This is a genomic window from Streptomyces sp. KR55, assembly GCF_052245645.1.
Classification (GTDB): Bacteria; Actinomycetota; Actinomycetes; order Streptomycetales; family Streptomycetaceae; genus Streptomyces; species Streptomyces flavusporus.
Map to the genome: position 1 here is coordinate 1 of NZ_JBQQCE010000231.1, position 14,676 is coordinate 14,676.

At 70.2% G+C, this 14,676-nt stretch carries 13 protein-coding genes and 3 pseudogenes; 6 read left to right on the forward strand and 10 right to left on the reverse strand.

The features are described 5' to 3' along the window. Positions 1–60: 60 nt before the first annotated feature. The 5 genes and pseudogenes from ACTWQJ_RS29340 to ACTWQJ_RS29360 all read right to left on the reverse strand — a co-directional run. Positions 61–1,347 (reverse strand): sensor histidine kinase, encoded by a 1,287-nt coding sequence (locus ACTWQJ_RS29340; protein ID WP_443309557.1) that lies wholly within the window; start codon positions 1,345–1,347, stop codon positions 61–63. Then, positions 1,340–2,137, reverse strand: a complete 798-nt coding sequence (locus ACTWQJ_RS29345; RefSeq protein ID WP_443309558.1) for an ABC transporter permease — start codon at positions 2,135–2,137, stop codon at positions 1,340–1,342. The genes ACTWQJ_RS29340 and ACTWQJ_RS29345 overlap by 8 nt, the downstream gene beginning before the upstream one ends. A gap of 2 nt (positions 2,138–2,139) precedes the next feature. Beyond that, a pseudogene (locus ACTWQJ_RS29350) lies at positions 2,140–2,865 on the reverse strand (ABC transporter ATP-binding protein); the annotation flags it as partial. 307 nt (positions 2,866–3,172) lie between these two features. Continuing rightward, positions 3,173–3,541: a TnsA-like heteromeric transposase endonuclease subunit gene (locus ACTWQJ_RS29355; RefSeq protein WP_443309559.1), complete on the reverse strand. Its 369-nt coding sequence runs from the start codon at positions 3,539–3,541 to the stop codon at positions 3,173–3,175. A 332-nt stretch (positions 3,542–3,873) separates the two neighbouring features. Beyond that, positions 3,874–4,907: pseudogene (locus tag ACTWQJ_RS29360) on the reverse strand (PHP domain-containing protein); the annotation flags it as partial. Positions 4,908–5,273: 366 nt separating this feature from the next. Between ACTWQJ_RS29360 and ACTWQJ_RS29365 the strand changes: the two are divergent. After that, positions 5,274–6,824 carry a 3'-5' exonuclease gene (locus ACTWQJ_RS29365; protein ID WP_443309560.1) on the forward strand — a complete coding sequence of 517 codons (1,551 nt, stop codon included), beginning with the start codon at positions 5,274–5,276 and terminating at the stop codon, positions 6,822–6,824. Between the two features lie 123 nt (positions 6,825–6,947). Here ACTWQJ_RS29365 and ACTWQJ_RS29370 read toward each other — a convergent pair whose 3' ends face one another. The 4 genes from ACTWQJ_RS29370 to ACTWQJ_RS29385 form a co-directional block, all read right to left on the reverse strand. Continuing rightward, positions 6,948–7,121 carry a hypothetical protein gene (locus ACTWQJ_RS29370; protein WP_443309561.1) on the reverse strand — a complete coding sequence of 58 codons (174 nt, stop codon included), beginning with the start codon at positions 7,119–7,121 and terminating at the stop codon, positions 6,948–6,950. Between the two features lie 88 nt (positions 7,122–7,209). Next, positions 7,210–7,590 (reverse strand): toxin Doc, encoded by a 381-nt coding sequence (locus ACTWQJ_RS29375; RefSeq protein ID WP_443309562.1) that lies wholly within the window; start codon positions 7,588–7,590, stop codon positions 7,210–7,212. Between the two features lie 2 nt (positions 7,591–7,592). Then, positions 7,593–7,835, reverse strand: a complete 243-nt coding sequence (locus ACTWQJ_RS29380; RefSeq protein WP_443309563.1) for an antitoxin MazE7 — start codon at positions 7,833–7,835, stop codon at positions 7,593–7,595. A 101-nt stretch (positions 7,836–7,936) separates the two neighbouring features. After that, a complete protein-coding gene (locus tag ACTWQJ_RS29385) occupies positions 7,937–8,254 on the reverse strand; it encodes a hypothetical protein (protein ID WP_443309564.1) in 318 nt (105 codons plus the stop codon). Positions 8,255–8,322: 68 nt separating this feature from the next. Here ACTWQJ_RS29385 and ACTWQJ_RS29390 point away from each other — a divergent pair, with 68 nt between their 5' ends. From ACTWQJ_RS29390 to ACTWQJ_RS29410, 5 genes are all read left to right on the forward strand, one after another. After that, a complete protein-coding gene (locus ACTWQJ_RS29390; RefSeq protein ID WP_443309565.1) occupies positions 8,323–8,760 on the forward strand; it encodes a hypothetical protein in 438 nt (145 codons plus the stop codon). Between the two features lie 218 nt (positions 8,761–8,978). Further along, entirely contained in the window at positions 8,979–9,827 is an 849-nt protein-coding gene (locus ACTWQJ_RS29395) for a hypothetical protein (protein WP_443309566.1), read from the forward strand. A 766-nt stretch (positions 9,828–10,593) separates the two neighbouring features. After that, positions 10,594–11,784 carry an NAD(P)/FAD-dependent oxidoreductase gene (locus tag ACTWQJ_RS29400; RefSeq protein WP_443309567.1) on the forward strand — a complete coding sequence of 397 codons (1,191 nt, stop codon included), beginning with the start codon at positions 10,594–10,596 and terminating at the stop codon, positions 11,782–11,784. A gap of 10 nt (positions 11,785–11,794) precedes the next feature. Then, on the forward strand, positions 11,795–12,733 hold the full coding sequence (locus tag ACTWQJ_RS29405; RefSeq protein WP_443309568.1) for a sigma-70 family RNA polymerase sigma factor: 939 nt from the start codon (positions 11,795–11,797) through the stop codon (positions 12,731–12,733). Between the two features lie 301 nt (positions 12,734–13,034). Next, positions 13,035–13,889, forward strand: a complete 855-nt coding sequence (locus ACTWQJ_RS29410) for an alpha/beta hydrolase (protein ID WP_443309569.1) — start codon at positions 13,035–13,037, stop codon at positions 13,887–13,889. On the opposite strand, the pseudogene ACTWQJ_RS29415 reads toward ACTWQJ_RS29410, so the two are convergent. Beyond that, a pseudogene (locus ACTWQJ_RS29415) lies at positions 13,886–14,560 on the reverse strand (transposase); the annotation flags it as partial. The gene ACTWQJ_RS29410 and the pseudogene ACTWQJ_RS29415 overlap by 4 nt on opposite strands. Positions 14,561–14,676 lie beyond the last annotated feature (116 nt).

Here is a 14,676-nt window from a genome sequence, read left to right on the forward strand (position 1 = left end):
GCGCATGGGTGCAGCCTCGCACACGTCCCGCCGGGCCGGAGTCCGGATCCTGCGGCATGTTCAGGCATGGAGCGGCAGCCTCACCGTCACCGTCGTCGGCCCCCCGTCGGGGCTGTGGAGGGTCAGGTCGCCGTCGACCGTGCGGGCCCGCTGCACGAGCCCGGCCAGGCCGCCGCCCTCGGCGATGTGCGCGCCGCCGCGGCCGTCGTCCCTCACGCGCATCCTCAACGTGCCGTCGCCGGTGGACAGTTCGATGCCGCAGTGGCGGGCCCCGCTGTGCTTGATGACGTTGGCGAGCAGTTCCGCCGCGCAGTAGTAGGCGAGGCTCTCGATGGCCGGGGTCGGCCGGTTGGGCGCGTCCACCGACACGTCGACCGGCAGCGCGGCCCGCGCGGCGAGCGTGGTCAGCGCGTCGGCCAGGCCGCCGTCGAGGGCCGGCGGATGCAGGCCGCGGGAGAGGTCGCGCAGCTCGGTGAGGGTCTCCGTGGCGTTGTCGCGGGCTGTCTCGACCAGGCGGTGCAGCTCGGGCCGGTCCCGGTCGTCGAGCTGCTCGCGCACCATGTCGAGGCTCATCGCCAGCGCCGCGAGCCGGACTTGTGCGCCGTCGTGCAGGTCCCGCTCGAGCCGGCGTAGCTGCTCGGCTGCGTCGTCGACGGCGAGGGCGCGGGTCTCCTCCAGGTCCCGCACCCGCTCGGCGAGCACGCCGGGGCCGAGCAGCGCGTGCAGCAGACGGCGGTCCACGGCGACGACGGCCCGGGTCAACCACGGCGTGATCAGCAGGATCGCGCACCCCAGCGCGGTCGCCGCGAACGTGGCACCGAGCGAGTGCAGGCGCGGCCCGCCGCCGGGCAGCGGCGACACCAGTTTGAGGTCGTGCTGCCCGGCCGCCCACCGCAGCGGCGCGATGACGTTGATCGCGCCGATCACCCACCACAGCACCGCGTACAGGCCGAGCGTCGCCAGCGGCAGCTTCACCAGGACGTACGCCACCGCCCGCCACGCGCTCGCGTCCCGCAGCCGCGCCTCCACGCCCGCGACGAGCCCGCGCCGGGCGTCTGGCCGGGGCGGCTCCTCGACCCGCTCGCCGATCAGCCCCCGGGCGAGCCGCCGCTGCAGCGCGCCCAGGCCCCGAGCGAGGGCGAGCCCCGCCACCAGGAACAGGATGCCGGGCACCGCACCGAGCACCGTCAGCGTGAACGCGGAGCCGAGCGCCACAACGACCACGACGATGAGGACGAAACCCACCACCGCGGGGACGAAGGACAGCAGGCAGTACGCCGCCTGCGCCCACGTCCGCCGCGTCAGGGGCGCCGTCAGCACGGTGCGGACGGCGCGCAGTTCACGCATCGCGCCGCACCAACAGCCTTCCGCCCACCGCGAGCAGCGCCGCCGTGTACAGGCACAGGACCGCGAACCCCACCCACGGGGAGAGCACGTCGTCGACGGGCACGCTCACCGAGAGCGAGTTGCCCGCGATAATCGTGGGGAAGAACTTGGCGATCGTCGTACCGGTGAACCCGGCCAGCAGCAAGGGCAGCACGAACAGGAAGCCGACCAGCGTGCCGATCGCGCTCGCCGTGTGCCGGGTGATCGCGCCGATGCCGATGCCCACGAGACCCACGAGAGCAAGGTACGTACCGGACAGCAGCACCGCACGCAGCACGTCCGGGTCGCCGAGCGAGGGGTGCGGCACGTCAGCCGCGAGCGCAGCGCGGCCCGCGAGGAACGTCACGAACGTGACCACCTCGCCGAGGACCAGCGCGAGCCCGCCGAACACCGCCGCCTTTGCGGTGAGCGCAAGACGCCGGTTGGGTACCGCGGCGAGCGTCGAGCGGATGGTGCCCGACGAGTACTCACCGGTGATCACCAGCACGCCGAGCGCCCCGATGATCAGCTGGCCGAGCGCCACCCCGGCCAGGACGTTGTTGGTCGGGTCGAAGGACGCGATCTTCTCCGCGCCGCGCGGCGCCTTGGTGTTGGCCATCGTCACGACACCCATGGCGATCATGCCGACGACTGTGAGGAGCAGCGCGTATGTCGTGGAGCGCAGGCTGCGCAGCTTGATCCACTCCATGCGGGCGGCGTGCCGCAGGCCGTAGTGCCCGCTGCGTGCGGGGGCGTACGTCGTCGTGGTCATCGCCGGCTCCTCTCGGCGCTGTACGTGTCGCTGCCCTCGGTCAGCGCGAAGAACGCCTCCTCCAACGACCGTCCCGAGGCGGTGAGTTCGGCGACGGACGTGTCGGCGAGGAGTCGGCCCGAGCCGATCACGACGAGGTGGTCGGCGGTGAGCGCCATCTCGCTGATGAGGTGGCTCGACAGCAGGACCGTGCGGCCCTCGGCGGCCAGCGACCGCATCAGCTCCCGGATCCAGCGCACCCCTTCCGGGTCGAGCCCGTTGACCGGCTCATCGAACAGCAGCACCGGCGGGTCGCCGAGCAGCGCCGCCGCGATGCCCAGCCGCTGCGCCATGCCCAGCGAGAACGTGCCCGCCCGCTTGCCCGCGACCGAGGCCAGGCCGACGGCCTCCAGGACCGCATCGACCCGCGCCGGGTCGACGATGCCGCCGCCCGCGGCGAGCGCCGCGAGGTGGCTGCGGGCGCTGCGGCCGGGGTGGAAGGTGCGGGCCTCGAGGAGAGCGCCGACCTCGCGCAGCGGCCAGCTCAGCCCGCTGTAGGGGCGGCCGCCGATGGTGACGTGACCGGCGTCCAGCCGGTCGAGCCCCATGATCATGCGCATCGTGGTGGACTTGCCGGAACCGTTCGGGCCGAGGAATCCCGTCACACTCCCGGGACGCACCCCGAAACTCAGATCCTCGACGGCGACTGTCCCGCCGTACCGTTTGGTGAGACCCCTGGCCTCGATCATCACGACTACCCGTCCCTGTTCGTGCGCCGGTCGACGCGTCGGATGGACGTGTTCCACGTTAGGAACGGGAGACGGACGCCGGAACGAGGTTGTCCTCCGAGACCTCTGGGGGAAATCCCCCAGGCCACGAGCAGGCGGGAGCGGCGCGGGCGGCGTCACATCGGCGCGGTGGCCTCGGCCTCGACGGGCTCGTGCCACGGCGCCGCCTTTAGGGCGTGGGAGGTACCCCCTCCGCTGCCCGTCGGAGAAACCCGAGATCCAGGAGGATGTCCGCGCAGACACGCGTACCCCGACGCCGCGGCGGGTGTCAGGACATCCCGTCGCCGTCGACGCCGTCAATGTGCAGACGGGAGCGCATGTCCAGGCGCACCTCGCGGTACGGGCACACGTGGCCCCAGAACAACGGGGTCAGACCGTGCCGGTCGGCCAGCGGCACGCCCTTCTCGCGCAGGACGAGGAAGTCGGGGACGTGGCGCCGCCGACGACCGTCCACAGTGGTCGACAGGAGGAACGGCTGGGCGAAGACCGCTGTCACGTCCTTATCGAAGTCGGCGTAGAGCAGTCGCGTCAGCTCAAGCCGCGACTCGTAGACGACGTGGTCACGGATGGTGGACGACCAACACGTACCCGAATAGTGCATCTGCCCGTCCCGCCAGCGGAACGTACGCCACGGCAATGAGGGTCCGAAGACATCAACGCCTGAGGCCGACCATTCCAGGTCCTTGTCGATCTACCCGTCCGTACGGCGCAGACTCATCGAGACCTCGCCGACCACACGCGACATACCCCACCCCCGAGCAGCAAGAAACGGGAGTAGCGCTCCCGAACTCGACCAGCTACGACAGCTCAACGATCAAGCCAGATCGGGCCGCTGCATAGATCGAGAACGGGAACCGCACTACGACGAGTGACAGATCAGACACGCGCATGCGTCTCACCACGCTGTCCTTTGGGCCAGACAAGGGCCACCGTCAATGAGAAAAGGACGCGGGAAATGCGAACCTACAGGACGTCGGCGACGACCTGGGCGACGGTGAGGAAGTACGTGTCGTACTTGAGCGTGCGAATGACCGCGAGCTCTTCGTCCAGTCGTTGGCGGGCACGGGGGTCGCGGTCGAGGCCGCGGCGGATGAGGCCGACCTCGGCGCGCTCGCGCAGCAGCCTCGCTGCGTGTTCGGGGTCGACGGTGCAGGCGTCGGCCGTGGCAGCGGTGTCGGCCAGAAGTCGGGCCGCGCGGTCGTCGCCGTGGCCGGCGGCCGCGGCGATACGGCGGGCGATCTCCCGCATGACGGCCGCGTCCTTCAGCCAGCGCTCGCCGGCGTCGAGGTGGCGTCGGTCGATGGGGCGCAGCAGGCGGGCGGCGTCCAGGACGTCGGCGAGGCAGTGCTGGTCTCGGACGGCGTTGGTCAGCACGGCGGGGATGCCCAACTGGTCGGCGAGGGTGAGGATGCGGGCGGCCAGGCGCAGGGATCCGGGCCCGGTGCCGGTGAGGTAGTGGAAGCAGGCTTCCAGGCGTAGCCGGATGCCGGGCAGCTGCCGCCAGGGGCCAGGAGGTGTTCCGCGAGGTCGGGTCGGCCGGCGGACAGGGCGCGGACCGGTTCGGAGGCGGGTCCGAGCAGTACGGTCAGCCCCTCCCCCGCGTGCCGGCGCAGGTCGTCCCAGGCCAGAAGGGGCGGGCCGTCGCCGTGGGCGTGGGCGGCGGAGGTCAACCGGCACAGCCGTGCCCAGCCGGTGCAGGACTGGGCGAGCAGGACGACACGGACGGGCGGCTCGGCCACGTGGGCGCCGCCACGGACCGGGGCGCGGCGGCGCTGTGCGGGGGCGAGCGGGGCGACGGCCAGGTTGATGCCGAAGATCGGCCGGATGCCATGCTCGAGTGCGGCCTGCGCGAACCGTACGGCGCCGGTGACGGTGTCGCGGTCGGTCAGGGCCAGCGCGGTCGTACCGCGTTCGGCGGCGCGCTGGATGAGGTGCTCGGGGTGAGATGCGCCGTAGCGGGTCGAGGACCCGGAGGCGGTGTTGAGGTGGGTAAACCCGCCCATGGTGCGCCTCCCATCTCCCTCCCCCTTCGACGCGTTGCGTGGTGCCCCACCCATCCATTCTCGAATATTTGTTCGAATATCGTAGCGCGTGAGGCCCCAGGTCACGAGCGTGGCGGGTGAGTGTCACCCGCATGCAGGACACCCGCCGCGCCTCCTCGTGCGACTAGGGAGCCCCGCCCATCGGCAGGGGAGTCGTCGTCGGGGCCGGGAGGCGGCTCCGGCCGGGTGATTTTCCCTCGCGTACGCGTGCACAGTTATAAGCGCATTGCCCCAATTCACCTATGTTCAAAACTTCTTGACAAGTTTTCAGATGTTCTGTCATGTTCTGTTCTGTGATGGCGGAGCGACCAGGAGAAGGGACTAGCGATGGGACGCAAGGGATTCGGCCCGGTCCAGCTGGCCAATCACACGGGCCTGGCCCGGTGGCACGTCGAACGGGGACAGCTCACGGGACTCATCCCGGCTCCGGCCCTGGACTCGGGCCGGTGGTCGAACGAGCAGGCCGACGACGTCAAGGCACGCCGCGACCAGATCATCGAGGTGCTCGGCACGCACCCCGGCTACGGCGCGAGCCACGGGGCGCAACTGCTGGCGCAGGCGCCGCATCTCGCCGGCAAGAAGCTCGAGGTCTGGGCGTGCGACATCGAGCAGCTCACCTCGGAGATGTGCGCGGCGCTGGAGCAGATCGTGACCGAGCGGGTCGCGTGGCTTCAGGCCTCGGCCCGTACGGACGAGGCGGCTCGCCGGTGCGGCTGGGAGGTCGCCGAGTTCGAGAAGGCCGCCCAGGAGCAAGGCATCGCGCCCGGCCGCTTCGGACGGTGGGCGCTTGAGGACGTCGAGCGGCTCGCCGGCAACGAGGACCTGGGGGCGGACATCCTGTGCGCGGATGCTCGGCCCGGAGCTGGCGGCGCAGCACCTGGATATCCGGCGCCGGCACCTGGAGTACTGCATCGAGGCCGGATGGCCGGCACCGGTCAGCCACGTGCGGCGCACGGTGTGGTCGGGCGACCGCGGCCACCGGAAGGTCGTCGAGGTGCCGATGTACCGGGTTGGCGACCTGGACGCGCTCAAGGACATCCCCGGGGTGGACTGGGAGGCGGTCCGGGCGACCAAGCCCGGCCGACCCTCTCCGCTGCGGGCCTTCGCCCAGCCGGCACCGCAGCGGCCACCATCGTCCGCGCCTTCGTCGACGAGCTACGCGAGACCTTCGACCTGCCGGTCTGGACGCGCTTCGCGAACCTCGACAACCGCTGGCTGATCGACTGGGAGCCGGGCCTGGACGGCACCCCCTCGCGGGACGACGTCGCCGCGCTGCTCGCCGGCAATCCGGTCGCCTCCCGCTTCGCGGACGGCATCCAGCTGCTGAGCAAACAGGGCAGGGCCATCCACTGGGCGCGGCAGATGTTGCAACCAGGCGTGGCCTGCGTGCTGGACACCGAGACACACGCCCTGTGGGGACGGGTCATGGAGATCGCCGTGGTCGACGCGGCCACCGGCGAGGTCCTCCTGGAGAGTCTGGTCAACCCGCAAATCCCGGTGACCGAGGACAGTTTCGACCTTCACAAGATCACTGACGCGATGGTCGCGGACGCACCAACCTGGGACCAGGTGCTGCCGGAGGTGCTGCGCGTCACCGCCGGGCGGAAGATCCTCACCTACAACGCGGAGTATGACAAGACGGTCATCATGAACGACTGCCTTCGGGTGGAGGCGGATCCGCAGCACCTACGGGAGAGGGATCGGTGGGGGTGCATCATGCGCAAGCGCTCCGACTGGGAGGGCATGCGCGACTTCCTGCCGCTGGACGGCGGGCACCGTGCCCTTGGCGACACGTGCGCCGCGCTGGACGTCCTGTGCTCCTTGGCGTCGGCCCCGGAATGGGTGCTGGAGCGTACGGAGGAGAAGGTCAGCGCCTGATTCGGCTCCCGCTCCCTGGCATAAGTAGGGCCCGGCCTGTGCGGTACAGGCCGGGCCCTCGCATGTCTGCTGGTCAGGACGGCATGGTGGTCGCTGTCCCTTCCGAGCGCTGCCGATCAGAGGTCACGGCCACAGACCGGGGATGATGGAGATGCTCAGAGCCGCGACGATGACGCCTAGCATGGCCTGGCCGTTTACCTCCTTTCTGAAGCCGTCCATCGCCAGGAGAACACCGAGGCCGCCGATGATGCCGGCCACGACGAACTCAGAGTCGGGGTCGAGCAGTCCCTGAAGCACGCCGTCTCCGTGGGGGTGTGGGTCCGCATGGTTTCGGAGCTGCGGGTTTTTGCGCTGAGTGACGACTGGGAGGTTCTCGCGCAGGCTCTCACCCGTTACTTCGCCAGGAGCGCAGGCGGTCGGCGATGTCGTAGACGGTGAGGCGCAGCGCACGGATGTCGGTGATCAGGTCCCGCCACTGCTCGTATGGGGCGTCCACGGTCTCCCCGGACGCCACGATGTAGGCCACGGCGACGCCGTAGGCGTAGAACTCGTTGCGCGCCGGCAGCGGTCGCAGCAGCACGATCTGTTCCATGAGTGCCGCCGCCCGCCAGTAGGCGTCTGGCGAACTCTCTTCCAGGTGTGGGGTGTTCACCCGGTGCCGGGCAACAGCGGCGACCAGGGCGGAGTAGTCCTGCACCGTGAGGTCCTTGCCGAGCAGTTCTTCCTGGCGATCGAGGAGCCAGCGGATATCAACGTGCAGTTCCAAGGTCAGGCCACCCGGCGGGGGGCCGACGCGGGAAGCCCGCCGAAGTCACGGTCGAAAGCCTCGGCGAAGCCCGGTCGCCGGATGGCAGCGCGGAAGGCGTCTGTCGCCGCGCCCAGCTTGGCCTGGTTCTCCTCCTCGATAGCCAGCTCCGCCAGGTAGGCGCGGACGCTCATGCCGCGGGCGCTGGCGAGGGCCGCGAAGCGGTCGCGCGTCTCTGTATCGATCTTGACAGTCGTGTCAGCCATGCCCTCAGTATGCCTTCACGAATACCTCGGCGAATACCCATTCGGGAGGCCCTCTCCCGCCTTCCGCTCACTGGCCGTCGTCGACCAGATCGGGCGAGAGGTCACCGCGCACCCGTCGAACACGCGGACGGTGGCGATAGCGGGCCGAACTCCAACCGCGGCTGGTCCACCTCGATCTCCACCACGACCTCCGGCTTGACCGGCCAGAAGCGCACCGGATCCGCGCCGGGCAGCCCGCCCACCGTGGCCGGCAGCTCGCGCATCTCCTCGCCGGCCGCGTGCAAGAGCGGCGCCACGGCCAGACGGACCTGCTGAGCGAGCGGCAGACTCACGCCAACCGCCCGCATCCGGCCGCCCGTTGGCCGGCCCAGCACGAGGGCCTGTGCCGCCGGCGTCGTTCCGGTCACCCCGATGACCACGGCCTCGGCGGTGTGGCGAGCGACGGCGGATCGTCTTCACCGATCCCACCACCCGGATCTTCTGCGGTATGCCGACCGCCACCATCCCTCTGCCGGTCGAGGTCACCGACCTCCGCCAGGTCCTCCAGGACCAGGCGGCTCCGAAGGCGGCCCTGTCAGCGCTGGTCATCTTCCACGCGCTCACCTTCGGAGAACTGCGCACCGTGCTCACCACGGACCTGCGCGACGGCAGGCTCTTCCTGCCCAACCGCACGGTCCTGCTCGCAGACCCGGTGCGCGACCGGATCGCGGCCTACCTGGACTACCGCAACAGCCGGTGGCCCCGCACCGCCAACCCTCACCTGTTCCTCTCCCAGACCACGGCCTGCGGCGTGGAACCCGTCAGCCACGTCTGGATCAACGACGGACTCGGCATGCCCGCCCGCCGGCTCCGCGAGGACCGCCTCCTTCACGAGGCCGAGGCCACCGGCGGCGATCCCGCCGCATCTGCGACCTGTTCGGCCTGACCGTCGGCGCGGCCCTGCGCTACACCTCCACCGTCGACCAGGCCGGCCTCGTCGAGTACAACCTCCGCAACGTGAGCCCGCCAGCGGATCCTGGAGGGAGAGTTTCCCGGACCCGCCAGGTCGGGGTCTCCACCGGTAGGCCCGAACCCGGGTTCTCAAGATTCTTTGCCGGTTGATGCTCCTGCCGAGGCCGAGAAGGGAAGGCGCACACTACGAGCTTGAAGAGCAGCCCTGTGACCCGCACCTACGAACCCACCTTCCGGACGTTGCCCAACGATCGGACCGAGCCCGCACCCGTGCCCCCTAGCCAGCCCGACAGTCTGCAGGGCGTGTTGGTCATCGCCGCCGACGGCAGCGCCCGCCTGGAGCCCGAGCGTTATGCCAACGATGGCCTCACCCACGGTTGTTCCGTCATGGGAAGCGACAGGTTCCGCAACGAATGCCGGGACACTGTCCTGGCGTCCACTGTCTACTGGGCTCTGCAGGCCCAGGACTGGGCCAAAGGCACCGGCTGCAGGTGCAGCGGCGCACAGCACTTCTCCCGCCGGGAGCTGGTCCTGCCGAGCGGGCCGCAGTGGGACCGAGCGGTCACCACCGCGCTGCTCGGTGACTGGATCGATCCCCTGATCGCCGGCGAATGCCTCGACAAGACCGCCTACAGCCGGATAAAGACCGAAGCTCATACTGTCCATCAGCAGCTGGTCCCGCTGTGGCGCCGACGGGTCCGCGGCACCCGCGTCGCGCTGCTGGAGACCCCTCTCGGGGAGAACCTCACCCTTCTCGATCTGGTCGTCGGCGACCTGCGGATGGATGACCTGGTCTTCGAATCCGCCTTCGACGACGAGCGCATCAACGCCATCGTGGCCCAACTCTCACTGGCCGAACGGCGCGTGGCGATGGCCTGGGCTCACCCGGCCATCGCCACCTGGACCGAGGCCGCCCCGTACGCCGGCGCGGCGGATCCGGAGGCCTTCGGCGAGCGGGTGCGGCGCAAGCTGAAGCGTCTGGGTACCCGGTACACCACCCGCACCCGTGCCGCTGCCGCGCCCCGGGACGGTGTCCGGTGAACCGCCTCGCCCAAACCCAGCGACCCATCTGTCTGAGAATGCCCGGCGGCCCCGCCGCAACGGCTCTGCTGGGCACCGGATCGGCGGAGGCCGCGCTCGCGAACGGCGCGCTCCCGACCGACTCTCCCCTGGCGTGGCCCCTGGTGGTTCTCGCCCTGGGCTCCATGGCCTACGACCTCGGCGTCCGTGCACTGGCCCGCCGACGTCAGTGCCCGGCCTGCGGGGCCCGGGGGTTCCCGGGCCCCGCAGGCCATTTCTCGTCGCTTTGACACCTCAAGTTCGGTGCACCCGGGCAAACTCAGGTCCGCCCGGGTACGGTTACGGCTACACCACCCGTCGGTTCGGCTTCGAGCTCCCTTCGGAAAACGCGACCCCACGGCCTTCCGCCATCTTTCGGAGCACGGCCACGGTCGCCCGGCAGTCCCCGAGCGCCCGGTGGTTGCTACCGTGCAGGGGCTGCCAGGTGCACTCGCCCCAGTAGTCCGACCAGTCCCCGTACCACGTCGAGTAGGGGATCATCACGTCCTCGAATCGCACGGCGTCGAGCCACGCGTGGGCGCTGTCTTCGGGTCGTCGTGGCCGGCCTGCACCTCTTCAGGTATCCACCACACCTCGGTAATAGCGCAAGTGTTCGAACGCGGCTCGAGCGCCTGCCGGAGGCTCAGCCGCTCGTCTTAGTTCGGTGACCCGCGTCACACCCGGCTCCTGTCAGCAATCGGGGCGCCGTCTCGTTCAAGGGGCACGCGAACGAGACAGGAGCAACGCCATGAAGCACCGCATCGTCGTACTCGGCGCCGGATACGCCGGGGCCTTCGCCGCCGGAAACCTGGCCCGCCGGCTCTCCCCCGCCGACACCGAGATCACCGTCGTCAACGCCGTGCCCGACTTCGTTGAGCGGATGCGGCTCCACCAGCTCGCGATCGGCCAGGACCTCGCGTTCCGCAAGCTCGCCGACGTATTCGCGGGCACCGGGGTGCGGCTGCACCTGGCGCGCGTCACCGGCGTCGACCCCGAGCGCAGAACTGTCGCCGTGACCGGCGAGGACGGCGACGGCGAGCTCGCGTACGACACGCTTCTCTACGCGCTCGGCAGCTCCGTAGCCCACCATGGCGTGCCCGGCGTGGCCGAGTACGCCTTCGATGTGACCGGCCTGTCCTCGGCGCTGCGTCTGCGCGAGCGCCTGGCCGGCCTGGGCGAGGGCGGCACCGTGCTGGTCGTCGGTGAGGGGCTGACCGGCATCGAGACCGCCACCGAGTTCGCCGAGTCCCGGCCCGATCTCTCGGTCGCGCTCGCCGCCCGCGGCGAGCTGGGTGCCTGGCTCTCCCCGAAGGCCCGCCGTCACCTGCGCCAGGCCTTCGACCGGCTCGGCATCACCGTCCACGAGCACACCGGCGTCGAAGCCGTCGAGCCGACACGGGCGATCGCCGCCGACGGTACGTCCATCCCGGCCGACGTGACCGTGTGGTCGGCCGGGTTCGCCGTGCACCCCATCGCGGCCGCCAGCGGCCTGGAGGTCGCCGAGACCGGCCAGATCGTCGTCGACCGCACCATGCGCTCGGTCTCGCACCCGGACGTCTACGCCGCCGGTGACTGCGCCTACGCGATCGGCGAGAACGGCCGGCCGCTGCCGATGTCCTGCGCCTCGGCCGGCTCCACCAACATGCAGGCGACCGCCGCGATCATCGCGCGCCTGACGGGCAGCGAGGTACCGACCATTGGGCTGAAGTACCACGGCAACCACATCAGCCTCGGGCGGCGGGACGCGGTCTTCCAGATGGTGGACGGGGACGTCCGGTCGAAGTCCTGGTACCTGGGCGGCCGGACCGCCGCGCGGCTCAAGTCGGGCGTGCTCAAGGGGGCCGGGTGGGGCATCGCCCACCCGACCTTCGGCATGCCCAAGCGCAAGCGCCGCCTGGCCACCACGCCTGACCGGGTCGGTGTGAGGGTCGCCGCATAGGTTGTTCCGCATGGACAGCGCAGCCATCGATCGGTTCGAGGCCAGCCGGGGCCGGCTGGCCTCGCTCGCGTACCGTCTGCTCGGCTCGGCCGCCGACGCCGAGGACGCCGTGCAGGACGCGTTCCTGCGCTGGCAGGCCGCGGACCGGGAACGTATCGAGGTGCCGGAGGCGTGGCTGACCAAGGTCGTCACCAATCTCTGCCTCGACCGGCTCCGCTCGGCGCAGGCGCGCCATGAGCGGGCTGTCGGAGACTGGCTGCCCGAGCCACTCCTCGAGGGCGACCCGATGCTCGGCCCTGCCGATACCTTCGAGCAGCGCGAATCGGTGTCCTTGGCCGTACTGACCCTCATGGAGCGCCTCTCCCCGGTCGAGCGGGCCGCTTACGTCCTGCGCGAGGCCTTCTCCTACCCCCACGCCGAGATCGCCGGGATCCTCGACATCACCGAGTCCGCGAGCCAGCAACATGTCCACCGGGCCCGACGCCGGGTCGCCGCCGAGCGCCGCAGCGGCGACGAGGTGGACCCGGCGTCCGCGCGCCGGATCGTCGAGGAGTTCCTCGCCGCCGCCACGTCAGGGCGCACCGAACGGCTGGTGGCGCTGCTCACCGCCGACGCGACCGCGGTCTCGGACGGCGCCGGACTGGCCAGGCAGCTGCTGCGGTACAAGACGCGCGAGCGCATCGCCTCCTACGTGCGGGCCGGCTTCAAGCCCACTCCGGCGAAGCGGCGGCTGGCCGGCGGCACGCCCGCGTTCCACATCGCGCTGGTCAACGGCTCCCCGGCCGTCCTCGCCGTGGTCGACGACCGGGTCGTGGGCGCCGTGGCGTTCGAAGTCAGCGACGGCAAGGTCGCGTCCCTGCGCGGCATCGCCGCCGCGGACCGGCTCGCGCGCCTCAACGAGGCCTGGCGGCAGCACGAACCCGACGCGCCGGTCATCAACGCATGGTGACCAGAGCCACCGGAATCCAGTGACCTGAGTCGGAGCGAGGACGGCACCCCTTCGGCCCCCGCGCTGCACAGCAGCACGGGGGCCGAAGCACGTCGGTCTCCCGAATCAGACTCGGCCATGCAGCAGTTCGGACCCCGATGGCTTCCCAATAGAGAAGTCAAGCCATGTGTGGGTCCTGCTGAGGGGTAGAGCCGTCATCGGTCGAACAAGACCATGAACTGCACATGCTCTGAGCCGTGGAGCTCGGCAGGCGTCCTAAACGCTTTGAGACAGTCGCACGATCTCTCGTAGGTTGGCCCGCGTGACCATCGAGGTGCCATACCAGCCGCTTCCGGTTGACCAGTCGGACGTTCGCTACGCCCACGGCCCCGACTCGGCTGTACAGCCGGGGGTGCCCGCCGGTGAGACCATCGAGTTCGCCTGGGACGACAGCGCGATCTACCCGGGCACGTCACGGAAATTCTGGGTTCATGTGCCCGCGCAGTGCGACCCTTCGGAGCCGGCGTCGTTGATGGTGTTCCAGGACGGATGGTGGTACCTGAATCCCGAGGGGGAGGTCCGCGGCGCGATCGTCCTGGACAACCTCATCCACCGCGGTGACATCCCGGTCACCATCGGCGTATTCGTCGACCCCGGTGTCTTCCCCGACGCCGAGGATCCGAAAAACCGCAACACCGAGTACGACGCATTCGACGACCGGTACGTCAGCTTTCTCCTGACCGAGATCATCCCTCAGGTCACGAAGCGGTACTCGATCGCCGAGGACCCCGACCGGTGGGGCATCTGCGGTGGCAGCAGCGGCGGCAACTGCGCCTTCACCGCAGCGTGGCTGCGCCCGGACAGGTTCCGCCGAGTCATCGCGTGCCTGTCCAGCTTCACGCAGATGTCAGACGGCAACCCCTACCCCGATCTCATTCCCAGCGTCCCCCGCAAACCGCTGCGCATTTTCATGCAGGCGGGCCATCGTGACCTGCAGTGGAACGAGCCCGAGTGGAATTGGCTCGCCAACAACTTGCGCGTCGCGGCCGCTCTGGCAGAAGCCGGCTACGACTTCCGCCTCGTCCTGGGCGATGGCGGCCATAGCCCCAATCACGGTGGTGTGCTGTTTCCCGATGCCCTGCGCTGGTTGTGGCGATCGGACGATCGCCCGGACTAGCCAGTGGGCTGGGGCGGGGCGACTTGGTAGAGGCGTCGGTCCCGGATCAGGGCCCACAGGACGTTGACCCTGCGGCGGGCGAGGGCGATCACGGCCTGGGTGTGGCGTTTCCCCTCAGAGCGCTTGCGGTCGTAAAACGTCCGGGAATTGAGGTCGTAGCGGACGCTCGTCAGGGCAGACATGTAGAAGATGCGCTGGAGACCTCGGTGGTAGTGGCGGGGGCGGTGCACGTTGCCGTTCCGCTTCCCTGAATCGTGCGGTGCCGGAGCCAGGCCGGCGAACGCCGCAAGCGCGTCCGGACCGGAGAAGTCCGCGAGATCGTGGCCGATCGCGGCGAGGAACTCGGCACCCAGCAGCGGGCCCATGCCGGGCATGCTGGCCACGACCTCCGCCAGCTCGTGCGTCCGGAACCTGGCCTCGATGAGCCGGTCGACCTCGGCGACCTTCGCGTTCAGGACCTGAACCTCCTCTGCGAGCGTCCGGACGAGCTGGGCAATCACAGCCTCGCCGGGAACGGCTGTGTGCTGTCGCTCTGCGGCCTCCACCGCCTTCCTCGCAAGCTCATCCGGGCTGCGGACTCCGCGGGCACTCAGCCATCGGGCGAGCCGCGCAGTGCCGAGACGCCGGAGGACTGCGGGGGTCTGGTAGCCGGTCAGCAGGACTAGTACTCCAGCAGGATTTCGCTGTCTGACCTGGTCTTTTCGCCGGGTGGCGGGAGTGTAGCGGGACTTCGATCGTGCGGGGGCGGTCTCACGGAGATCGCCCCTCGATCGTGCGACCACGCCGC

Bases quoted from the DNA above. Each gene is read 5' to 3' on its own strand.
- ACTWQJ_RS29340 (WP_443309557.1), bottom strand. From the start codon at position 1,347: ATGCGTGAACTGCGCGCCGTCCGCACCGTGCTGACGGCGCCCCTGACG.
- ACTWQJ_RS29345 (WP_443309558.1), bottom strand. From the start codon at position 2,137: ATGACCACGACGACGTACGCCCCCGCACGCAGCGGGCACTACGGCCTG.
- ACTWQJ_RS29365 (WP_443309560.1), top strand. From the start codon at position 5,274: ATGGGACGCAAGGGATTCGGCCCGGTCCAGCTGGCCAATCACACGGGC.
- ACTWQJ_RS29380 (WP_443309563.1), bottom strand. From the start codon at position 7,835: ATGGCTGACACGACTGTCAAGATCGATACAGAGACGCGCGACCGCTTC.
- ACTWQJ_RS29390 (WP_443309565.1), top strand. From the start codon at position 8,323: ATGCCGACCGCCACCATCCCTCTGCCGGTCGAGGTCACCGACCTCCGC.
- ACTWQJ_RS29400 (WP_443309567.1), top strand. From the start codon at position 10,594: ATGAAGCACCGCATCGTCGTACTCGGCGCCGGATACGCCGGGGCCTTC.
- ACTWQJ_RS29405 (WP_443309568.1), top strand. From the start codon at position 11,795: ATGGACAGCGCAGCCATCGATCGGTTCGAGGCCAGCCGGGGCCGGCTG.